This is a genomic window from Corallococcus sicarius, from assembly GCF_003611735.1.
GTDB lineage: Bacteria > Myxococcota > Myxococcia > Myxococcales > Myxococcaceae > Corallococcus > Corallococcus sicarius.
The window spans coordinates 1-19,854 of sequence record NZ_RAWG01000177.1; the positions used below are offsets into that span (position 1 = coordinate 1).

At 71.3% G+C, this 19,854-nt stretch carries 17 protein-coding genes; 9 read left to right on the plus strand and 8 right to left on the minus strand.

Going from position 1 to position 19,854, the window contains the following annotated elements; all coding sequences use genetic code 11:
* The first annotated feature begins 95 nt into the window (after positions 1 to 95).
* Together uvrA and D7X12_RS24725 are read left to right on the plus strand one after the other, a co-directional pair.
* Positions 96 to 5,399 (plus strand): excinuclease ABC subunit UvrA, encoded by a 5,304-nt coding sequence (gene uvrA / locus D7X12_RS24720; RefSeq protein WP_120627741.1) that lies wholly within the window; start codon positions 96 to 98, stop codon positions 5,397 to 5,399.
* Positions 5,400 to 5,433: 34 nt separating this feature from the next.
* Positions 5,434 to 6,000 (plus strand): glutathione peroxidase, encoded by a 567-nt coding sequence (locus tag D7X12_RS24725; RefSeq protein ID WP_208719263.1) that lies wholly within the window; start codon positions 5,434 to 5,436, stop codon positions 5,998 to 6,000.
* A gap of 56 nt (positions 6,001 to 6,056) precedes the next feature.
* Here D7X12_RS24725 and D7X12_RS24730 read toward each other — a convergent pair whose 3' ends face one another.
* From D7X12_RS24730 to D7X12_RS24750, 5 genes are all read right to left on the minus strand, one after another.
* Complete coding sequence (locus D7X12_RS24730) at positions 6,057 to 6,635, minus strand: DUF4136 domain-containing protein (RefSeq protein ID WP_120627755.1); 579 nt, start codon at positions 6,633 to 6,635, stop codon at positions 6,057 to 6,059.
* A gap of 108 nt (positions 6,636 to 6,743) precedes the next feature.
* On the minus strand, positions 6,744 to 7,232 hold the full coding sequence (locus tag D7X12_RS24735; protein WP_120627756.1) for a hypothetical protein: 489 nt from the start codon (positions 7,230 to 7,232) through the stop codon (positions 6,744 to 6,746).
* Positions 7,233 to 7,237: 5 nt separating this feature from the next.
* Positions 7,238 to 7,798, minus strand: a complete 561-nt coding sequence (locus D7X12_RS24740) for a zf-HC2 domain-containing protein (protein ID WP_120627742.1) — start codon at positions 7,796 to 7,798, stop codon at positions 7,238 to 7,240.
* Positions 7,798 to 8,412 (minus strand): RNA polymerase sigma factor, encoded by a 615-nt coding sequence (locus tag D7X12_RS24745; RefSeq protein ID WP_120627743.1) that lies wholly within the window; start codon positions 8,410 to 8,412, stop codon positions 7,798 to 7,800. Before D7X12_RS24745 ends, D7X12_RS24740 begins: the two co-directional genes overlap by 1 nt.
* 74 nt (positions 8,413 to 8,486) lie before the next feature.
* Positions 8,487 to 8,963 (minus strand): peroxiredoxin, encoded by a 477-nt coding sequence (locus tag D7X12_RS24750; protein ID WP_120627744.1) that lies wholly within the window; start codon positions 8,961 to 8,963, stop codon positions 8,487 to 8,489.
* 139 nt (positions 8,964 to 9,102) lie between these two features.
* On the opposite strand from D7X12_RS24750, the gene D7X12_RS24755 reads away from it, so the two are divergent.
* The 4 genes from D7X12_RS24755 (at position 9,103) to D7X12_RS24770 (ending at position 14,705) form a co-directional block, all read left to right on the plus strand.
* Positions 9,103 to 10,251, plus strand: coding sequence for a YcaO-like family protein (locus D7X12_RS24755; protein ID WP_120627745.1), 1,149 nt, complete (start codon positions 9,103 to 9,105; stop codon positions 10,249 to 10,251).
* Entirely contained in the window at positions 10,248 to 11,432 is a 1,185-nt protein-coding gene (locus D7X12_RS24760; protein WP_120627746.1) for a TfuA-like protein, read from the plus strand. Before D7X12_RS24755 ends, D7X12_RS24760 begins: the two co-directional genes overlap by 4 nt.
* A 331-nt stretch (positions 11,433 to 11,763) precedes the next feature.
* Positions 11,764 to 13,677: a serine/threonine protein kinase gene (locus D7X12_RS24765; protein WP_120627747.1), complete on the plus strand. Its 1,914-nt coding sequence runs from the start codon at positions 11,764 to 11,766 to the stop codon at positions 13,675 to 13,677.
* Positions 13,678 to 13,745: 68 nt separating this feature from the next.
* A complete protein-coding gene (locus D7X12_RS24770; protein WP_120627748.1) occupies positions 13,746 to 14,705 on the plus strand; it encodes a DUF2381 family protein in 960 nt (319 codons plus the stop codon).
* A gap of 14 nt (positions 14,706 to 14,719) precedes the next feature.
* On the opposite strand, the gene D7X12_RS24775 is transcribed toward D7X12_RS24770, so the two are convergent.
* Both D7X12_RS24775 and D7X12_RS24780 read right to left on the minus strand, forming a co-directional pair.
* Positions 14,720 to 15,634, minus strand: a complete 915-nt coding sequence (locus D7X12_RS24775; RefSeq protein ID WP_120627749.1) for a type VI immunity family protein — start codon at positions 15,632 to 15,634, stop codon at positions 14,720 to 14,722.
* Positions 15,634 to 16,425 (minus strand): hypothetical protein, encoded by a 792-nt coding sequence (locus D7X12_RS24780; RefSeq protein ID WP_120627750.1) that lies wholly within the window; start codon positions 16,423 to 16,425, stop codon positions 15,634 to 15,636. The genes D7X12_RS24775 and D7X12_RS24780 overlap by 1 nt, the downstream gene beginning before the upstream one ends.
* A 62-nt stretch (positions 16,426 to 16,487) precedes the next feature.
* Here D7X12_RS24780 and D7X12_RS24785 point away from each other — a divergent pair, with 62 nt between their 5' ends.
* Positions 16,488 to 17,261, plus strand: coding sequence for a DNA-methyltransferase (locus D7X12_RS24785; protein ID WP_120627751.1), 774 nt, complete (start codon positions 16,488 to 16,490; stop codon positions 17,259 to 17,261).
* Here D7X12_RS24785 and D7X12_RS24790 read toward each other — a convergent pair.
* Positions 17,240 to 17,878 (minus strand): 2OG-Fe(II) oxygenase, encoded by a 639-nt coding sequence (locus D7X12_RS24790; RefSeq protein ID WP_120627757.1) that lies wholly within the window; start codon positions 17,876 to 17,878, stop codon positions 17,240 to 17,242. The genes D7X12_RS24785 and D7X12_RS24790 overlap by 22 nt on opposite strands.
* Before the next feature lie 71 nt (positions 17,879 to 17,949).
* Between D7X12_RS24790 and D7X12_RS24795 the strand changes: the two genes are divergently transcribed.
* Together D7X12_RS24795 and D7X12_RS24800 are read left to right on the plus strand one after the other, a co-directional pair.
* Positions 17,950 to 19,227, plus strand: a complete 1,278-nt coding sequence (locus D7X12_RS24795) for a dicarboxylate/amino acid:cation symporter (protein ID WP_120627752.1) — start codon at positions 17,950 to 17,952, stop codon at positions 19,225 to 19,227.
* Between the two features lie 71 nt (positions 19,228 to 19,298).
* A complete protein-coding gene (locus tag D7X12_RS24800; RefSeq protein WP_120627753.1) occupies positions 19,299 to 19,781 on the plus strand; it encodes an FKBP-type peptidyl-prolyl cis-trans isomerase in 483 nt (160 codons plus the stop codon).
* Positions 19,782 to 19,854: the final 73 nt, after the last annotated feature.

Below are 19,854 nucleotides of genomic sequence, written 5' to 3' on the forward strand. Positions count from 1 at the left end.
TATAAGAGACAGACCCAACCGGCATGCCCCGGGTGATGTTGGCCGCCATGTTGTGATTGGCGTGGGAGTGTCAGGTCGTTAAACCTCCGGCCGGCATGCACAAGACCCACCTCGTCGGCGCCCGAACCCACAACCTGAAGGATCTGTCCGTCGACCTGGCGGAAGGAGAGTTCGTCTGCATCACCGGCGTGTCCGGGGGCGGCAAGTCGAGCCTCGCGCTGGACACGCTCTATGCGGAGGGCCAGCGCCGCTTCGTGGAGAGCTTCAGCCCGTATGCCCGGCAGTTCCTGGAGCGGCTGGAGCGGCCGCCCATGGTGGCGCTGGAGCCGGTGGCTGCGGGCGTGGCGGTGGACCGGCGCGCGCCGGTGAAGAGCTCGCGCTCCACGGTGGCGACGCTGGCGGACGTGGAGCCGTACCTGTCCGCGCTCTTCACCCGCGAGGCGATGCCGGTGTGTCCGGACTGCGACGTGGAGGCGGTCCGCACCGACGCGCGCGTGGCCGCCCAGGCCGCCCTGCGCGAGCACCCGGACGCCCCTGGCGTCTTCACCTTCCCCGTGCGCATCCCGGACACGTCCGCGTTCCTCGACGCGCGCGCCCGGCTGCTGAAGGACGGCTTCCACCGGCTGATGGTGCAGGGCGAGGTGAAGGAGCTGGAGACGCTCAAGCCGGGCGAGGCCACGGACTCCGGGGGCGTGGCGCAGGTGGTGGTGGACCGGCTGAAGCTGTCGGACGCGAACCTGTCGCGTGTGACGCAGGCGCTGGAGGATGCGTGGGCGCGCGCGGACGGTGACGCGCTCCTGTTCCTGCCGGAGTCCGCGCCGAAGCGGCTGCGCCGGGGGCTCGTGTGTCCCAGCTGCGCGAAGGAGTTCGAGCCCGCGCGGCCGGGCCTCTTCAGCTACCAGAGCCCGGTGGGCGCGTGCGCGCCGTGCCGGGGCTTCGGGCGCACCATCGGCATCGACTGGGGGAAGGTCATTCCCAACCCGACGCTGAGCCTGGCCCAGGGCGCCATCCGGCCGTGGTCCGGCCAGTCCACCAGTTGGGAGCGGGAGATGCTCCAGCGCTGGTGCCGCCAGAAGGGCATCCCACTGGACAAGCCGTGGGAGCAGCTCACCGCCGCGCAGCGCGAGTCGGTGCTGGAAGGCTCCGGCGGCTACGACGAGGGGCGCGCGTACCCGGGCGTGCGCGCGTGGTTCAAGTGGATGGAGGGGCGCACGTACAAGATGCACGTGCGCGTGCTGCTGGCGCGCTACCGCGCGTACACGCTCTGCGGGGACTGCGGCGGCGCGCGGCTCAACGCGCAGGCCCGCGCGTGGCGCGTGGGTGGGTTGGACCTGCCGGGCTGGCACGGGCTGGAGTTGACGGACGGCCTGACGCGGCTGGACGCGCTGAAGACGCTCACGGGGCAGGGGGACCTGGCGCGGCGCGAGCTGGCCGGGCGCCTGCGCTATCTGCAGCGGGTGGGCCTGGGCTACCTCACGTTGGACCGGCCCGCGCGCACGCTGTCCGGAGGGGAGGCGCAGCGCGTGTCGCTCACGGCCGCGCTGGGCACGTCGCTCACGGGCGCGCTCTTCGTGCTGGACGAGCCCACCGTGGGCCTGCACCCGGGGGACGTGCCGCCGCTCACGGAGGCCATCGCGGAGCTGGCGGACCGGGGCAACATCGCGCTGGTCATCGAGCATGATCCGCTGGTCATCCGCTCCGCGCACCGCGTGCTGGAGCTGGGCCCGGGCGCCGGCCGCCAGGGCGGGACGCTGTGCTTCGACGGCACCCCGGAGGCGCTGGCGAAGCGTCAGGACCTGCCCACCGGCCGGATGCTGTCGGGCGGGACGGAGGCGCCCCGCACGCCGCGCACCCGCACGGGGGAACTCGTCATCCGCAGCGCGCGCGAGCACAACCTGAAGGACGTGTCGGTGCGCGTGCCGCTGGGCGTGCTGTGCGCCATCACCGGGCCCAGCGGCTCCGGCAAGAGCACGCTGATGGACGAGGTGCTCTACCGGCACCTGGCCCGGGGCCTGGGCGTCAAGGACGTGGAGGCCCCCGGCCACGTGGAGGCGGTGGAGGGTGGCGCGCAGGTGGAGGACATCACCTTCGTGGACCAGTCCCCGCTGGGGCGCACGTCGCGCGGCAACGCGGCCACGTACACCAAGGCGTGGGACCGGCTGCGCGAGCGCTTCGCGTCGGAGCCCGAGGCGGAGGTGCGGGGCCTGACGTCCGCGCACTTCTCCTTCAACGTGGACAAGGGCCGCTGCGAGGCCTGCGCGGGCGAGGGCTACGAGACGGTGGAGATGCAGTTCCTCGCGGACGTGGCCCTCTTGTGCGCGGTGTGCCGGGGCCGGCGCTTCAAGGAGGAGGTGCTCGCCGTCCGCCACCAGGGCTTCAGCGTGGCGCAGGTGCTGGAGATGACGCTGGATGAGGTCCTCCAGCACTTCGGCGACGACGCGGCGCTCAAGCGCACCCTGGGCCCGGCGCAGCGACTGGGCCTGGGCTACCTGCCGCTGGGCCAGCCGTTGTCCACGCTGTCCGGTGGAGAGGCGCAGCGGCTGAAGCTGGCGCGCGCGCTGGCCAGCGACGCGAAGGGCACGCTGTTCCTCATCGACGAGCCGAGCGCCGGCCTCCACGCGGAGGACGTGCGCCACGTGATGGCGTCGCTGCATGCGCTGGTGGACCGGGGCGCGAGCGTGCTGGTGGTGGACCACGACGTGTCGGTGATGAAGGGCTCGGACTGGATCATCGACCTGGGTCCCAAGGGCGGCCGGGACGGTGGCCGGCTGGTGGCGGAGGGCACGCCCGCGGACGTCGCGAAGGTGAAGGGCAGCGCCACCGCCGCGGCGCTCCGGGGCGAAGGCAAGCCGCTGGCCCGCACGGTGAAGCTGCGCAAGCCCGGCAAGGAGGCCGCGCCCGCCATCGAGGTGGAGCACGCGCGCGAGCACAACCTCCAGGACGTGTCGTGCCGCATCCCGCTGGGGAAGATGACGGTGGTGACGGGGCCCAGCGGCTCCGGCAAGAGCTCGCTCGTGTTCGACGTCGTCTTCGCGGAAGGGCAGCGCCGCTTCCTGGAGACGCTGACGCCCTACGCGCGGCAGTTCCTCCCCACGCTGCCGCGCCCGGACGTGGAGCGGATCAGCAGCATCCCGCCCACCGTGGCGCTGGAGCAGCGCACGTCCCGCGCGGGTGCCACCAGCACCGTGGCCACCGTCACCGAGGTGGCCCACTACCTGCGACTGATGTACGCGAAGATTGGCGAGCCGCACTGCCCGCACGACGACACGCCCATTGGCGCCACCACGTCCGCGGCGCTCTTCGCGCAGGTGACGGCGACGAAGGGCGACGGGCAGGTGCTGGCGCCTGCGGTGCGCGCTCGCAAGGGCACGTACCTGGACGTCTTCACGGGGGCGGCGCGGGCCGGAATCACCCAGGCCATCGTGGATGGGGAGCTCGTCTCCACGGACAACCCGCCGCGCCTGACGAAGACGAAGGAGCACGACATCGACCTCGTGATGTACGAGGGCAGGCTCGCGAAGCTGCCGCGCGAGGTGTTCGAGTCGTCGCTCAACTGGGGCAAGGGCGCGCTGAAGGTCCGCACGGGCAGGGCAGAGACGCTCCTGTCCAGCGAGCGCACGTGTCCGAAGTGCGGCACCGCCGTGCCGGAGCTGGATCCGCGCTGGTTCTCCTTCAACACGAAGCAGGGCCGCTGCGAGTCGTGCGAGGGCACCGGCGTGCAGGGCGGCGCCACGGCGATGGCCGAGGGCGAGACGTCCCCGTGCAGGGCGTGCGCGGGCAGCCGGCTGTCCCCGGTGCCTCGCGCGGTGCGCCTGGAGGGCGCGCGCTACCACGAGGTGGTGCAGGCGTCGGTGACGTCCACGCTCGCGCGGGTGCGCACCTGGAAGCTCAAGGGGGACCGGGCGCTCCTGGGGGAGACGGCGCGGCAGGAGATGGTGCGGCGGCTGGAGTTCCTGGAGCGCGTGGGCCTGGGCTACCTGTCCCTGGACCGCAACGCGGGCACGCTGTCCGGCGGAGAGATGCAGCGGCTGCGGCTGTCCGCGCAGCTGGGCGCGGGGCTCACCGGCGCGCTGTACGTGCTGGACGAGCCCACCATCGGCCTGCACCCGCGCGACACGCACCGGCTGCTCGACAACCTGCGCGCGTTGGTGGACACGGGCTCCACGGTGCTGGTGGTGGAGCACGACTCGGACACCATCCGCGCCGCGGATCACCTGCTGGACCTGGGGCCCACGGGCGGCCGGGGCGGCGGCCACATCCTGGCGGAGGGCGCGCCGGACGTGGTGCTGGCGTCGGACTCGCCCACCGCGCTGGCCCTGCGCGCAGCTCAGGTGCGGCCTCCGTCGGGGCGGGGCGAGCCCCAGGCGTGGGTGGAGCTGAAGGGCGCGAGAGCGAACAACCTCCAGCGCGTGGACCTGCGGCTGCCGGTGGGACGGCTCAACGTCGTCTCCGGCGTGTCGGGCTCCGGCAAGAGCACGCTCATCCGTCAGGTGCTGTACCCGGCGCTGCGCGACCGGCTGGGGCTCGTCACGTCGAAGGCCGGCGCGTTCGACTCGCTCAAGGGCGTGGAGTCCATCAAGCGGGTGCTGTCGGTGGATCAGTCCCCCATCGGCCGCACGCCGCGCTCGGTGCCGGCCACGTTCCTGGGCCTCTGGGATGAATTGCGCCGCGTGTTCGCGGCCACGCCCGAGGCCAAGATTCGCGGCTTCGGGCCCGCGCGCTTCTCCTTCAACACCGCGAGCGGCGGGCGCTGCAAGGTGTGCGAAGGGCAGGGCGCCATCTCCCATGAGATGTCCTTCCTGCCGGACGTCGTCACGCCGTGCGAGGCCTGCAACGGGGCGCGCTTCGACGCCGCCACGCTGGAGGTGCGCTACCACGGCCTCACCGTGGGCGACGTGCTGCGCCTGTCCGCGGACGAGGCCAAGGACGTCTTCCGCTCCATCCCCAAGGTGGCCGCGCCGCTGGTGTGCCTGGCGGACCTGGGCGTGGGTTATCTCCAATTGGGCCAGGGCTCCAACACGCTGTCCGGCGGCGAGGCGCAGCGGCTCAAGCTGGCCGCGGAGCTGACGGCGACCTCACGCCACGAGCCCACGCTGTACGTGCTGGATGAACCCACCACGGGCCTGCACCTGGGCGACGTGGAGAAGCTCATCACCTTCCTGGGCCGGCTGGTGGACCGGGGCGACACGCTGGTCGTCATCGAGCACCACCCGTCCGTCATCGCCGCGGGCGACCACGTGGTGGAGCTGGGGCCGGAGGGCGGCGAGGGCGGAGGCCGCATCGTGGGCGAGGGCACGCCCCGCGAGGTGGCGAAGCTCAAGACGCCCACGGGCCGGGTGCTCAAGACGGTTTTTTCCACTGAAGAACCCAAGGCCCGCGTCGCTTCGCGGGGACGGTGAAACCTTGCGCCCCTTCCGGCATCCTCCGCGTCGCATGCGAACCCCACTGCTGTTCACCGTCGCGACGGTGCTCTCCCTCTCCCCGGCAGCCTTCGCCGAGGACAAGAAGACCGAGAAGAAGACCATGTCCTTCCACCAGCTCTCCGCCAACCGGCTCGACGGCAAGCCCGAGCAGCTGTCGGACTTCCAGGGCAAGGTCGCCCTCGTCGTGAACACCGCGTCCGAGTGTGGCTACACGCCGCAGTACAAGGGCCTGGAGGCGCTGCACCAGGGCTACAAGGACAAGGGCGTCGTCGTCCTGGGCTTCCCGTCCAACGACTTCGGCGGGCAGGAGCCGGGCACGTCGCAGGAGATCGCGAAGTTCTGCGAGCTGCGCTTCAAGGTCACCTTCCCCATGTTCGAGAAGGTGAAGACGAAGAAGGGCGAGGGGCAGTCCCCCGTGTACGCGTTCCTCGCGAAGGACCACGGCGAGCCCAAGTGGAACTTCCACAAGTACGTGGTGGGCAAGGACGGCCAGGTGAAGGCCGCCTTCCCCAGCAGCGTCACGCCCGACAGCCCGGAGCTGAAGGCCGCGCTCGACAAGGCGCTCGCGGAGAAGTGACACCTGTTTCGTCGGCGGGCCCCGGGTGACTTCGCCGGGCCCGCTGCCGGGCACGCCTACTCCGGCTTGGGCGGGAAGCGCTCCAGCATCTTCGTCACCGCCTCATCGAGCTTCTTCTGGGTGCTCTGCATGCTGGGGCTTTCACCCAGGTTGCTCTGGGCCGTGCCGCGCCAGACGAGCGCCTTCGCCCTCGCGTCCACCACGTCGAGGATGAGCGTGCCCACGTCGTACTCGCGCAGGTACGTCCCCCCAGCGAGTCCGTAGGAGCCGTAGAACGAGCCCCAGAACGGATCCCACGGATAGCCGTAGTAGTCGTTCACCCGATCCACGGACAGCCGCGTGTCGATGGCGCCCTGCCACCCGATGAGGAAGTCCGGGTTCGCGTTCGCCTCCACCTTCTGGTAGCCGCGCGACAGGAGGTCGCGGTCCACCGCGTCCCTCACCTGCGCATCGGTGATGTCGTTGTTGATGCGCGTGTCCTGGCTCTTCTGCGGCCGCGACATCCACGCGTAGGTGCGGAAGTTGTCGATCCGCTCCACGGCTGCGGGGTCGTAGCCGGCGCCAACATCCACGCCCGCGCACGACGCGAGCCCCAGGCCGAGGAGCACGGGAACGACACGGGACAGCAGACGCATGGGGGACTCCTGGGGGCGGGACATGGTGGGCTCCATGACGTTGGGGACGTCCTGGAGGGATGTCCCCCCGTGCCCGCCCGTCCGCCCCCGACTCCGGGGCGGGGCGGCTCAGTCGCCTCGCGGTCCCTTGTCGCCCCGGTCCTTCATCCACTTCGCGCCTTCGGACCGGGCCATGACGACGGCCAGCCGCGCGCGCTTCTGCGGAGGTAGCTCCTTGGCGAGCGCCTGATACAGCTCCCGGTCCAGCGCGGCGATCTGCGCCCGCGCGTCGAAGACCTTCTGCGCGGCCCCATCCACCTGCCCCAGCGCCGCGCTGTCACCTCGCGAGGCCTGATGGAGCACGCGCGCGGATTCCCGCACCTGCTCGCGCAGCGGCCGGCGCCGGTCCTCGAAGCGGCGCAGCGTCTCATCCAGCTTCAGCGCCTGCGCGCTGTCCAGCTCCAGCGTGTCCGCCAGCTCCAGCACCTGACGCAGGCGCTGCCGCTGCTCGGCCCTCGCCACGCGCTCGGGGTCGCGCGCTCGCGGCTCCTTCGCCGCGGGCTGCGCCAGCGCCACCACCGGCAACGCGAACACCAGCGCCCAGGTCATCCGCTTCATCGTCTTCACAGTGCCTCTCCCAGGTTGAAGTCCCCGTCCATCGCGTCGTCCTCGCCGTCCCAGGGCAGCTCGTCATCGGAGCCTGAGCCTGAGCCGGAGCCGTACTCCGAGCCGTCATCCTCCAGCGGCTCCAGCCCGGCCCACGCCTCGAACGCGGCCAGCGTCTCCGCGTCCACGTCGTCGCGGGTGTCCACGGTCCGCGCCGTGTCCGGCACGGTCGTCCGGGGCGCCCTGAACCGCTCCAGCGCGGACGGGCCCAGCATCAGCGTCACCACCGCCGCGACGGCCGCGAGCGAGCTCAGCGCCCGGCGTCCCATCCACCTGCGCGTCTGCTCCCGGCGCCACGCCGACAGGGTCCGCGCGCCGAGCCCCTCCTGCGCCCGCACCTCCACGGGCGTCTGCGGCGGCAGCGCCACCCTTCCCAGCAGCTCCTGGGTGGAGGCCACCTCCGCCCGGCAGGCCGCGCAGGACTCCAGGTGGGAGAGGAAGCGCGTGGCCTCCTCGCCCTCCAGCGCCCCCGCGGCGTGGAGGCTCGCCTGCTCCTCGTATTCCACGCACGCACCCATCACTGCGTCTCCCCGGCCACGTCGGCCTTCAAGCGTTTCACCGCGTGGTGGAACTGCACCTTCGCGTTGTTCTCCGTGATGCCCAGCGTCTGGGCGATGTCCTTGAACGGCAGCCCGCCGTCCACCCGCAGCGTCAGCACCTCGCGCTGGCGGCGGGGCAGGGCGAGCACCGCCTGCCGCACCTGCTGGCCGCGCTGGGTGCGCTCCAGCGACGCGTCCGCGCCCTCGCCGGGGTCCGCCGCCACGTCCTCCGCCACCGCCTCCACCAGCACCGGCTTCCACCGGAAGCCCTGCCGCGCGTGGTTCTTCGCCAGGTTGAGGGCCACCCGCACCAGCCAGGAGCGGAAGGGCGCGGGCGTGGTCGGCGTGAAGCGCCCGAACACCCGGCGCGAGGCCTCCAGGGCCCGCAGGAACGCCTGCTGCGTCAGGTCCGCCGCGTCCTCCGCGCTCGCGGTGTAGCGGCGCATCAGCGCGAAGACGAGGCCCCGGTGCCGCTCGAAGAGCTGGCCGAACGCCGCCGCGTCCCCCGCCAGGAAGGCCCCACACAGGGCCTCGTCCGTGGGGGGCCCCGCGGCCTGTCCGGGCCGCACCAGTCCTAGGACCCGTCCGCTCACAAGGTCTCCAACCCGCCACGGGAAAGAAGGTTATTTTCGCCCGTATTCCACCCGGGCGGCGGGGACGGCGCCCCTCAGGCGGAGGCGCTGTTGGTGCCCGGAGCGGGGTGGGCCTGGAGGTACTTCAGCACGTCGTCCAGGTGCCGGTAGACGCGCACCTCGTGCTGGATGACGTGTTCGACGGTGCCGTCCACGCCGATGATGAACGTGACGCGCCGGTCGATGTTGAGCACCGGCCACAGCACGCCCCAGGCCCGGCTGATCCGCCGCTCGTCATCCCCCAGGAGGGCGAAGTGGATGCCCTCCTGCTGGGCGAAGTCGCACTGGGTGGTGAGCGTGTCCACGGAGACGCCCACCAGCTCCGCCCCCAGCTCGCGGATGCGCTCGTGGTTGTCGCGGAACGCCCGGTTTTCGATGGTGCAGCCCACCGTGAAGGCCCGGGGGAAGAAGAAGAGCACCACGCGTCGGCCGCGCAGCCCTGACAGCCGCACGCCCTGACCGTGGCAGTCGGTCGCGACGAAGTCTGGCGCGAGGTCTCCGACAGAAATCATGCGGTGCGCGCTCCTCCCCCGCCTGCGGGGTCCGCCTTCCCCTACCACGTTTTCCCCGCCAGCCGCACGGCCGGCCCCGCCAGCCGGGGGCCCCGGCCTCCCGGGATTCTGGCTAAGGTCTCCCATCGTGTTGCCTGCCATGACCGACCCCTCCTTCCTCGCCTCGCTCGCCCGCGCCCTCGGGGTGACCCGGGTGGCGCGCGTCACCGGCCTGGACCGCACGGGCGTGGAGGTGGCCTGCGCGGTGCGTCCGGGCGGCCATGTGCTCCAGGTCTGCAACGGCAAGGGGCTCACCTTCGACGAGGCCGCCCGGGGCGCGCTCCTGGAGACGGCGGAGCTGTGGGCCGCGGAGACGGTGCGGCCGGAGCTGCTGCGCTGGGGCTCCCAGGAGGAGCTGGAGGGCACGGGCACCCCCGTGTGGGGCGTGGACGCGCTGGGGTCCGCGGGGCAGGAGGTGGCCCCCCGGTTGGCGGGCCCGGCCGTGCGGCTGGCGTGGCGCGAGGCGCGGGAGCTGCACACGGACACCGCCGTCTGGGTGCCGGCGCAGGGCGTGTACTGCCCGCCGTCCGGGACGGTGGCGCTGGGGCCGGTGTCGGTCGCCTGGACCACCAACGGCTCGGGGGCCCACCCGGAGTCCGGGCAGGCGCTGCTGCACGCGCTCCTGGAGGCCACGGAGCGCGACCAGCTCGCCCGGGCGCTGCCGGAGGGCTGGACGGAGGAGGGCGTGGTGGGGCGGATGCTGCGGCCGGACCGGCTGGAGGCGGAGGCGCCGCGCACGGCGGCCCTGTTCGAGCGGCTTCAGCAGCGCGGCTTCCACGCCTACCTCTTCGACGCCACGCCCGCCCGGAGCACGCGGGGCGCGGTGGGGCTGCCGGTGGCGGCGGCGGTGCTGGTGGACGCGGAGGAGGGGCCCGTTCCGCTCACCGCGGGGTATGCGTGCGCGCTGAGCCGGGACGAGGCGCTGCTCAAGGCCCTCCTGGAGGCGGCGCAGTCGCGGCTGACGGACATCCACGGGGCGCGCGAGGACGTGGCGGCCGCGGACCGGGAGGCGGCGCTGGGGTTCGCGCAGGCGTGCGCGGAGGTGCGGCCGAGGCACCGGGCGGAGGCGATGCCGGAGCTCGCATTGAAGCGCACGGCGTCCGCGAAGGCGCGGGTGGACACCGTGCTGGCGAAGTTGAAGCGCGCCGGCTTCACACGGGTGGCGGGGGTGGCGCTGGACGCGCCGCTGCCCGGGCTGCACGTGTGGAAGGTGGTGGTGCCGGGCATGCGCGTATCGGAGCTCCTGTGAAGCGGCGGGCGGACGACCTGGTGGTGTTCCTGGGGCCCTCGTTGCCCGCGGCGGAGGCGCACAAGCTGGCGCCGTGCACGGTGCTGCCGCCGGCGAGACAGGGGGACGTGTGGCGCGCGCTGTCGCTGAAGCCCCGCGCGCTGGTGCTGGTGGACGGCGTCTTCGAGGCGCAGCCGTCGGTGTGGCACCACGAATTGCTCGCGGCGATGGAGGCGGGCGTCGCGGTGTTCGGCGGCGGCAGCATGGGCGCGCTGCGCGCCGCGGAGCTGGCCGCCCACGGCATGGTGGGCGTGGGCCGCATCTTCGGCTGGTACCGCGACGGCGTGGTGGTGGATGACGCGGAGGTGGCGCTGCTGCACGCGGACGCCGAGCACGGCTGGCGTCCGCTCACCGTGCCCCTGGTCAACGTGCGGCACGAGGCGGAGCGGGCGCGCAAGGCCCGGGTGCTGGGGCGCTCCGGAGCCCAGGCCCTGGTGGACGCGGCGGCGGGCCTCTTCTACCAGGAGCGCACCTGGGCGCGGATCCGCGAGGCCGTGGGCCCCGCCTGGTCCGGGCCCACGCTCGCGGCCTGGGATGCGTGGTTCGCGCAGGGCGTGGAGGACTTGAAGCGCCTGGACGCCATCGCCTGCATCCGCTCCGCGGCGGAGTTCGTGAGCCTGTCGTCCCCGGAGGCTCCGGCGACGCCGGGCGTGCGGCGCAACCCCTCGTCGCTGGTGCGGCGGCGCAGGCTGGTGGAGGACGTGACGCGGGTGGGCGGCCGCGCCGTGGACTCGGGGCGCGTGCTGGAGCTCTTGCGGAGCGCGCCGGACGCGGCGGCCTGGGCGGAGGCGGGCCTGCGGCGGGCGCTGCTCGCGGGGTGGGTGCGCTCGCTGGGGCTCACGGTGACGGACGAGGAGATCGCCACCGAGGAGGCCGCGTGGTGGAAGGAGCGGGGCGTGCGCGGCTCGCGCCGGGAGGCCTTCCTCGCCGCGAGCGGGCTGGACGGACCGGGCCTGCGCCAGCTGTGCGAGACGCGCGCGCTGGAGCGGCTGGCCCTGGCGCAGGCGTCGCGGCTGCTGCCGGACGGGCCCTCCTGGGACGAGGCGCTCGCGTCCGAGGCCCGGCTGGGGGGGCAGTGGGAACAGGCCGCCCGCGCCCTCCTGACGAACGACCCGGACTCGGACGAGGCCGGCGGCGACTGACGGGTCCTGGCCTCGGGGTTGGACGTGGTGCGTCCGGAAGCCCTGGCGGGTTGGAGCTCCGCCCCCAGGTCGCCCTCCCAGCAGGTCATGAAAAAACGTGACAGCCCCGTAGGGACGACTAGGGTCAACCCCGGAGGTTGTCCGCATTGCACACCGCTTCCTGGGTGGTTCCGCCGAGCTGGTCCGCGCCGTCCACGGCCAGGTGCGGCCCTGGATTGCGGGGAATCCCACCTCCGGGGTGGGCAGTGGCAAGGCGGACGCCCCTGGCGGTCCTGGAACCCGGGCCGCGCGTTCCCACCCGTCAGGTCCTGTGCCTGCTTGAGCCTGCTTCATGACCCCGCCGCTGCACCCGGACCAGCTTGAGGTCGGCCACAACGTCGGGCCGTGGCGCATCGTCGGCTCGCTGGGGGCGGGGGGCTTCGGCCGGGTGTTCAAGGTGGAGCGGGGCGGGCACATCTACGCGCTGAAGATCGCGCTGCGTCCGGCGGGGCCGCAGGCCCCGGAGGAAGAGGACGTGAACGGCCGGCTCTCTCGCGAGGTGGCGGCTCTGCTGGCGTGCGCGCCGCACCTCAACCTGCCGCGCGTGCACGCCGTGGATCGCTGGCCTTCGCCGCCGGACGGCTACTTCTTCCACGTCACGGACTACGTGGACGGGGAGACGTTCCACGAGTGGCGCTGGCGGGTGAAGCCCACCGCCGCGCACCTGCTCACCGTCTACACGGAGGTGGTGCGGGTGGTGGCGGATCTGCACCGGCGCGGCGTGCTCCACCGGGACCTGAAGGCGGACAACCTGCTCATCCGCCGCGCGGACGAGCGGCCCATGCTCATCGACCTGGGCACCGCGCGCATCCCGGGGGCCTCCACGCTGACGGTGGGCGTGGCGCCCGCGTCCCCGCACCTGCTGCCGCCCGAGTGCGTGGCCTTCCTGCGCGAGGGCTCCTGGAAGGCGGGCGCGAACTTCGACGCGGGCATCCCGGGCGACCTCTACGCGCTGGGCGCGCTGCTCTACGAGTCGCTGACGGACGGCTACGCGTTCGACCCGAGGCTCCCCTACGACCGGCTGCTGCCCGCCATCGAGACGGTGGTGCCGCGCGCCCCGCAGGCGGTCAACCCCAAGGTGCCGCCCGGCCTGGGGGACATCGCGATGCGGCTGCTCGCCAAGCGCCCCGAGGATCGCTACTCGGGGACGGAGACGCTGCTGCAGGCGCTCTGGGATGTGGCCAAGGACAAGCGCCAGCCGATGTGGAAGCTGTCGCTGGATGTTCCGGAGGCCCGCGAGGCGCCCCTGGTGGACCGGGGCGTGGTGTCGCTGTCCCAGTTCCGCGGAGGCCGCAGGCCCTCCCCGGAGGCCGAGTCCCCCGAACCCACCGGGTCGCCTCCGCCCGCCGCCGCACCTGTCCCGGGGGACGAATCCCCGGGCACTTCATCCCTGTCCCAGGCGCGGCGCCGCCGCGTCGCCGGGGTGCTCGGCCTGGGGGGACTGCTCCTGGGCCTGATGGCCTTCGGTCTGTTCCGGCCGGCCCCGCGCGCCGAGCGCCCCGTTGTCATGCCAGTTCCCGAGAAAGGAAAGTCGTCCGTGCCCCCAACCCCGAGTCTTCCCGACGCCGCCGTGCTCGCGGTGGCGTCTGCCCCGGATGCGGGGGCTGCCCCCCAGGTGGCGTCCTCCATGCCTCCTCCGGCTGTCACCCAGTCCCCGCCCGTGAAGCCCCTGCGCGCGGACGGCGGCGTCATGCGCAAACTGGCCGGAGTGACCGCGGCGGCATGCATGGGAGCGGCCTGTGCGACTGGTGGCACCGGCGTCATCCGCGAGGCGGAAGGCCGTTCCATCCCGTGCCCGGCGGGCGCTGCCGAAGCCATGAAGACGTTGGGGATCAAAAAGCCCGATGGGTTCCGAAATGCCGTCGCTGGGCACTCGGACTTCGAGGACGGCCACCACTGGGTCTCCGAAGGATGGAAGTGGTTCATCGTCCGTAAGGGAAAGACAAGCGTGGCCCCGGAGGGCGGTCGCATCAAGGGGCGCGTGGTCTTCTTGAAGGGCGTGACCCGGTTCCTGTTCACGGAGCTGGAACTGGCCAATGGGGCGTCCTACCCGGTGTGCATGGAGAACCTGGACGCCAAGACCGGCGAGTTCGGCTGGGCTCCGGAATCCGGTACTCCGCCAGAGACGCCCACCCACCGGGATGTGGGCAACATCCTGAGGCATGTCATACCCGTCAAGGCCTTCGCGGACGTGACCGAAGAGTAGCCACCCTTGTGCATCACCCTGACCTGGCGGGTTGGACCGCGGGAGGCGGGGGGCCTCGGGCGGGCCTCATGGTAGACAGGGAGGCCCCTGTTGACCCGGTTCGAGGAGCCCTCCACACCGTGCCCTCCTGTCTGTCCGTAGCGCTTGCGGTCCTGCTCTGGTCGACGTGCGTTCTTGCGGCCGTTCCCCTGGAGGTGAAGGGGGCGCCCGGGGAGATCCTCCGCGTGGAGGTGGGCCCGGAGGGGGCTGCGACACGACCCATCCGGATCGGGCCCGGCTTGAGCACGACCCTGATGTTCGACACCGACATCCAGCAGGATGAGGTGTCCCTGGAAGGGCGTGCGCAGTTCGCTCGGGTGAGCCTGGGCAGTTCGCTCCTGGTGCTTGTTCCAGGCAGCGACCTGCAGCCGGGAGAAACCCTGAAGCTGTTCATCCCGTTCAAGGATGCGACCCTGCCCGCGAGGCTGGTGTTGACCTTGGAAGTGCAAGCCAACGCCGTGGACCGTCAGGTGGAGGTCTACCGGAGGGCCCGCTCCGCGGAATCGTACCGCCAGGAGGCAGAGCAGTTGCGTGCGGAGCTGGAGCGCTTGCGGCAGGGCCCTGCGCTGCCACCCGGAGGGAAGGCGGAGCTGGATGGGTTTCGCGCGCTCCTCTCCAGCACGGGGCCGCTGGACAGTCTCGCGATAAACTTGTCAGAGCATGGGCCTCACTGCTCACGACCCTGTCCGTTGCGCACCATTCACAGCAATCAGTTTCGCGGGGGGAACCGGTGGGCCGTGCAGTTCTTGATGCGTTCGGAGGATGGCGCGCCATGGACCATCCGGCGGGCGGTGCTGAAGGACAGGAAGGGAAAGGCCTGGGAATCGCTCCCGCCCTTGCAATCGGCTCCGGTGACGTCCAGTGCTCCAGCGCTCGTGACCGTGGAGTTCGAGGTTCAGGAGGGCTCAGCCCAGGCTCCCTACACACTCCAACTCTGGGATGAAGACGGGACGCGGAGCGCGCTGTTCAGGGATGTGAATTTCCCCTGAGGACGGCTCCTGGCTCAATCCAGGAACCGGCGCTCCCACCGGAGCAGGGCCTCGTTCTCGTGGTAGGGGCGCACGGCTTCGCGCGAGGTCAACCAGGGCTCCAGGACCCGCGCCAGCTCGCGGTAGGCCGGGAGCCTGCGGCCCTCGGCCGTGTCCCCCGCGTCGGGCTCCGCGCCCAGCGTGACGAGGGCACGGTCTTCACCGAGTGACTCCACGGAAGTGCCGGGATGGGTGAGCCGGGCCCGCAGGGCCTCCGTGCCGCCCACGGCTCCGAGCACGGGCTGCCCGATGAAATTCATCCAGTGGACGCCGTCGAGCTGGTCTCCCACGGTGTATGCGTTGTTGTGTTCATCAGGGATGTCCATTCCGGGGTAGCGGAGTCCTAGCTGAAACATCGGTTGCAGGAGGTCATCGATGCCCAGCCAGGAAAGGAAGGAAGGCCCCGCATGGCCTGAGTTGAAGGGCAGCAACTTCGCCAGGGCCAGGGCCAGGTCTCGGAAGGGTTTGATGCCATGGGATTGGAGGAAGCTGACTGGAAACCAGAAGGAGACGGCGCTGGCATGGCGCTTCGTCGGTGTGTGGTAATCGTATGGCGCGTCCAGCGCGACGCCTTGGTAGACGAACTGGTACTCGCCAAGGTCTCCAGCGCTGTCATTGAGCAGGACTCTGGCGAAGCCACGTTCCAGCAACTCCTTTCGTGCGAAATCCGGCGCGGGAACCTCAAGCTTCTGCCAGTAGCCGTCATCGAATGGGGCGTAGGTCAGTGCCTGTCGGCCGATAGTCTGGAGATAGAGTTCCAATGCCTGTATCACGACTGCCGTCACGTCATCGTGAGAGCGGTGCATGTAGAAACAAATGCTGAACCCTTCCTTCACGACGACCGCACCTGTTCTGGCAAGGATTTGGATGGAGGGAAGGGTCGCGATCATCAGTAGACTCCCAGAATGGGTGAAACGCGAAACACAGGGGCTTGCAGCGACAATTCATAGATCCGCCCCTGATTGTAGTCCCGATAGGGATGCCCCCTTGGGTAGTCGTGCCAGGGGGAACTCTTTCCGACGGGGCAGGAAAACTTGAAGTCATAGCCCACCTCAGCCCGGAGCGGATTCCCAGAGTGGATGACCACATCGGGAACCAGCGTGCCCTTGAGCCGCGCCGTTTTCCCGGTCCGGATCAACTCCAGTTCCGCGGCCTTGCTGATCAGTTCAAGCACCTTCGTCTCAAGGTCATACCGGTAACGCTGCTCCAGGCTGAATCCACCGGGACGTTCGACGGACAGCCGCAGTTGGACGCACCTCAGTGCCGCCACATGTTTCTCCTGCCCCAGCTTCATGGCCCGGGTGAGGACGGGGTTTCCCGCCGCGTCCCTCTTCAAGACTTCCTCGCACTGTTCCTTCGTGGGCGGCTGGCCGCCAAAGTGCTGCAGGTTCACATCGAACTCGGCCTCATTCGCGCACGTCTCCATGATCTCCCGGACACGGGCCTTCGCCACCGCATCCATCACCTGGAGCGCGCCCGCGACGGACGCCCCCGCCGAAGCCGTGGTCCGGAGTCCGGCGGACACGGCCACCTCCGCGCAGTACGCCGGGTTCTGCCGGCAGGCCGACATGCCCGAATCCATCGCCTGCTTGTATTCGCGCCGCGTCTGGCCTCCGCCCGCGGACTGGCACCCACAGAGCAGCAGCCAGCAGGACAGGAGCGCAGCGAGCCGGAATCTCATGCCCCCAGGGTGCCAGAATCCCCTCCACCGCGTTCCCAGGCTGTAGGGTTCCACTCCACACGATGACCTCCGACCTGACGCCCGAATCCCTGCGCTGCTTCCGCGCCGACGCGCGCGAGCCCGAGGGCTACCGGGCCGCCCTCGGCGACACCCGCGCCTCCCTGCTGCACACCGATCCCCCCTATTGCCTGCTCACCCGGCGTCGCAAGGGCGGCGACCTGCGCGACCCCCGCGCGAACAAGAAGATCGACCGCAACCCCATCGTCCGCTTCGAGTCCGTGCGCGACTACCGCGTCTTCTCCGAGGCGTGGCTCTCCCGCGCCGTCCCGCACCTCACCCCCGACGCGCCCCTCATCATCTGGACGAACCTCCTGGGCAAGGAGCCCATCGTCACCGCCGCGCGCGACCTGGGCTACACGCACCTGCGCGGCGAGTACGTCTGGGGCAAGCGCACCACCGACAAGAACGCCAACGAACAGAACCTGCGCGTCTACGAAGTGGCCCTCGTCCTCACCCGCACGCCCGCGCCGCCGCTCGCGCCCGGCGATGCGCCCACCGTGTGGGCCGTCGTCGGGGGCTACGACGACGACGCGGAGGCCACGCAGTGGGGTGGCCACCCGCACCACAAGCCCTTCTCCGTGCTGGAGCCGCTCGTGCGCACCTGGAGCCGCCCCGGTGACACCGTGTTGGATCCCTTCGCCGGCAGCGGCTCCATGCCCTCCGCCGCGCTGCGCCTGGGCCGCCGCCCCGCCTGCATGGAGGTCGAACCCGAGTGGGCCGAGCGCGTCACCCAGCGCCTGCGCGACACCGCCCGTCAGCTCGCCAGCGCCCGGTAGTAGCGCGTCTCGCTCCACGTGGGCACGTCGGTGGGACGGTGGTCCCACCAGTTCATCACCAGCGTGCGCCGCTCGCGCGAGGGCCCCGGCAGCTTCCCGTCCGGCACCTGGTTGTCCGCGTCCAGCACGCCGTGCGTCAGCGTCCCGTCGAACACCACCAGCCGGTTGGGCCGGGGCGCCACCAGCGTCAAATCCTCCAGCCGGTCCGGTGCGAGCGACGGATTGCCCTCCGACGGCAGCTCCCGCGTCACCGCCAGCGCTCCGCCCCGCACCCGGTTGAGGAAGAGCACCGACGAGCGCTTCGGGTGCACGAGCTTCCCCGTGCTCAACGCCAGCCGCTCGTCCCGGTCCTGGTGGAAGTCCACCCGCACGTCCGTGGCCCGCATGCGCGACAGCCACCACTCCACGCCGGCAATCCTCCGGCCCTTCGCCACCGCCGGACGCAGCGTGTGGATGACCTCCTCCACCACGTTCTGCGGCGGTCCGAAGGCGTACCAGAACGTCGTCTGGTACGTGTGACGCAGGCGCTCCCCTTTGAGTGCCCCCACGCGCCGCGACAGCTGGCGGAAGAGGGCAGGGGGCAGGGCGGGCTCGGTGAGCTGGACGAGGGATTCCACGTTGGGCCGGGAGCTTTCTCCCGAACGCGAGGTGGGCGCCACTCCCTTTCACCGCTAGGCTTCGCGCCCATATGAAGGCCCACCAGAAGATGCTCCTCGGTATCTCCGTCGGCGCGGTGGCAGGACTCATCGCCAACGCCGTGTTCGGGGACGCGCCCTGGCTCAAGGGGCTGGTCGAGCACGTCACCAACCCCGTGGGGCAGCTCTTCATCCGCCTGCTCTTGATGCTCGTGGTGCCGCTGCTGTTCTCCGCGCTCGTCGTCGGCGTGGCGGAGCTGGACTTGAAGCAGGTGGGCCGCCTGGGCGCGCGCACGCTCGGCTACACCGTCGTCTTCTCCGTCATCTCCGTCTTCATCGGCCTCCTGCTCGTCAACACGCTCCAGCCCGGCGCCGGCCTGAGCGACGAGGCCCGCGCCCTGGCCCGCACGGGCACGCAGATAAAAGCCGCGCCGCCGCCGGGGGACACCTCCGTGGGCGCGCTCTTCATGTCCATGGTGCCCACCAACCCCATCAAGGCCGCGGCGGACGGGGACATGATTGGCCTCATCGTCTTCTCGCTCATCTTCGGCCTGGGCCTGGCGCTCACCCCGGGCGAGCCCGCGCAGCGGCTCAAGGAGGCCATCCAGGGGCTCTACGACGTGATGATGCGCCTCATCGACGGGGTGCTGATGCTGGCCCCCATTGGCGTGGGCGCGCTCTTGTTCTCCATGACGGCGCGGCTGGGCTTCCACATCCTGGGACAGCTGGCGGCGTACGTGGGCGTGGTGCTGCTGGCGCTCAGCCTGCACATGTTCGTCGTCTACTCGCTGTCGGTGCGCTTCCTGGGCGGGCGCAACCCGCTGGAGTTCTTCCGCTCCTGCCGGCTCGCCATCGTCACCGCCTTCTCCACGTCCTCCTCCAGCGCCACGCTGCCCACCGCCCTCAAGGTGGCCGAGGAGAACCTCCACCTGCCGCGCAACGTGTCGCGCTTCGTGCTCACCGCCGGCTCCGCGATGAACCAGAACGGCACCGCGCTCTTCGAGGGCGTCACCGTGCTCTTCCTCGCGCAGGTGTACGGCGTGCCGCTGGGCCTGGGGCAGCAGGCGGTCATCATGTTCATCTGCGTGCTGGCGGGCATTGGCACCGCGGGCGTGCCGGCGGGCTCGATCCCGGTCATCGCGATGATCCTCGGCATGTTCAACATCCCGGTGGAGGGCCTGGGCCTCATCCTCGGCGTGGACCGCTTCCTGGACATGTGCCGCACGGTGCTCAACGTCACCGGCGACCTGGCCGCCGCCGTGTATGTCTCCCGAGGGGAGCCGCCCGACCGACCGGTCGCCGAGGAAGCAGCGGAGTCGCCCTCGGCCTGACGCACGGCCTCGCAGGTTCCACCTTTGCCCGAAGTCCCACTCTGCCGTTCCCGAAGCCAAGGAGCTTCCGCATGAAGATCGCCAACGGTCGCGTCGTCGCGCTCGAGTACCGCCTCCACCTGGGAGACGGTGAGGTCATCGACCAGAGTGCACCGGGCCAGCCGCTCGCCTATCTGCACGGGCACAAGCAGATCGTCCCCGGCCTGGAGGGAGCCCTGGAGGGGCTGGACACCGGCGAGAGCAAGCAGGTGGTGGTGGCGCCCGCGCAGGGCTACGGCGACCACAACCCGGAGGGGCTGCGCACCGTGCCCCGCACCATGCTGCCGCCGGGCTTCACGCCCCAGGTGGGCCAGACGCTGATGGCCCAGACGGAGGACGGCAACGTCCCCCTGCGCATCCAGGCGGTGAACGACGACTCGGTGGTGGTGGACCTCAACCACCCGCTCGCGGGCAAGACGCTCCACTTCGACGTCACCGTGCGGGAGGTGCGTGACGCGACGCAGGAAGAGCTGACGCACGGCCATGTGCACGGGCCGGGCGGCGCGCACGGGTAGGCTGCCGACTTCGGCAGGCAGCGCTTCGTCAAGCCGGGGGCGTGAACTATCTTCGCGCCCCCATGGCTCCTCC

What these genes read in the sequence shown, in the direction of transcription:
- uvrA (WP_120627741.1), top strand. Translation starts at nt 96, where the DNA reads ATGCACAAGACCCACCTCGTCGGCGCCCGAACCCACAACCTGAAGGAT.
- D7X12_RS24725 (WP_208719263.1), top strand. Translation starts at nt 5,434, where the DNA reads ATGCGAACCCCACTGCTGTTCACCGTCGCGACGGTGCTCTCCCTCTCC.
- D7X12_RS24730 (WP_120627755.1), bottom strand. Translation starts at nt 6,635, where the DNA reads ATGCGTCTGCTGTCCCGTGTCGTTCCCGTGCTCCTCGGCCTGGGGCTC.
- D7X12_RS24735 (WP_120627756.1), bottom strand. Translation starts at nt 7,232, where the DNA reads ATGAAGCGGATGACCTGGGCGCTGGTGTTCGCGTTGCCGGTGGTGGCG.
- D7X12_RS24740 (WP_120627742.1), bottom strand. Translation starts at nt 7,798, where the DNA reads ATGGGTGCGTGCGTGGAATACGAGGAGCAGGCGAGCCTCCACGCCGCG.
- D7X12_RS24750 (WP_120627744.1), bottom strand. Translation starts at nt 8,963, where the DNA reads ATGATTTCTGTCGGAGACCTCGCGCCAGACTTCGTCGCGACCGACTGC.
- D7X12_RS24755 (WP_120627745.1), top strand. Translation starts at nt 9,103, where the DNA reads ATGACCGACCCCTCCTTCCTCGCCTCGCTCGCCCGCGCCCTCGGGGTG.
- D7X12_RS24765 (WP_120627747.1), top strand. Translation starts at nt 11,764, where the DNA reads ATGACCCCGCCGCTGCACCCGGACCAGCTTGAGGTCGGCCACAACGTC.
- D7X12_RS24770 (WP_120627748.1), top strand. Translation starts at nt 13,746, where the DNA reads ATGGTAGACAGGGAGGCCCCTGTTGACCCGGTTCGAGGAGCCCTCCAC.
- D7X12_RS24775 (WP_120627749.1), bottom strand. Translation starts at nt 15,634, where the DNA reads ATGATCGCGACCCTTCCCTCCATCCAAATCCTTGCCAGAACAGGTGCG.
- D7X12_RS24780 (WP_120627750.1), bottom strand. Translation starts at nt 16,425, where the DNA reads ATGAGATTCCGGCTCGCTGCGCTCCTGTCCTGCTGGCTGCTGCTCTGT.
- D7X12_RS24785 (WP_120627751.1), top strand. Translation starts at nt 16,488, where the DNA reads ATGACCTCCGACCTGACGCCCGAATCCCTGCGCTGCTTCCGCGCCGAC.
- D7X12_RS24795 (WP_120627752.1), top strand. Translation starts at nt 17,950, where the DNA reads ATGAAGGCCCACCAGAAGATGCTCCTCGGTATCTCCGTCGGCGCGGTG.
- D7X12_RS24800 (WP_120627753.1), top strand. Translation starts at nt 19,299, where the DNA reads ATGAAGATCGCCAACGGTCGCGTCGTCGCGCTCGAGTACCGCCTCCAC.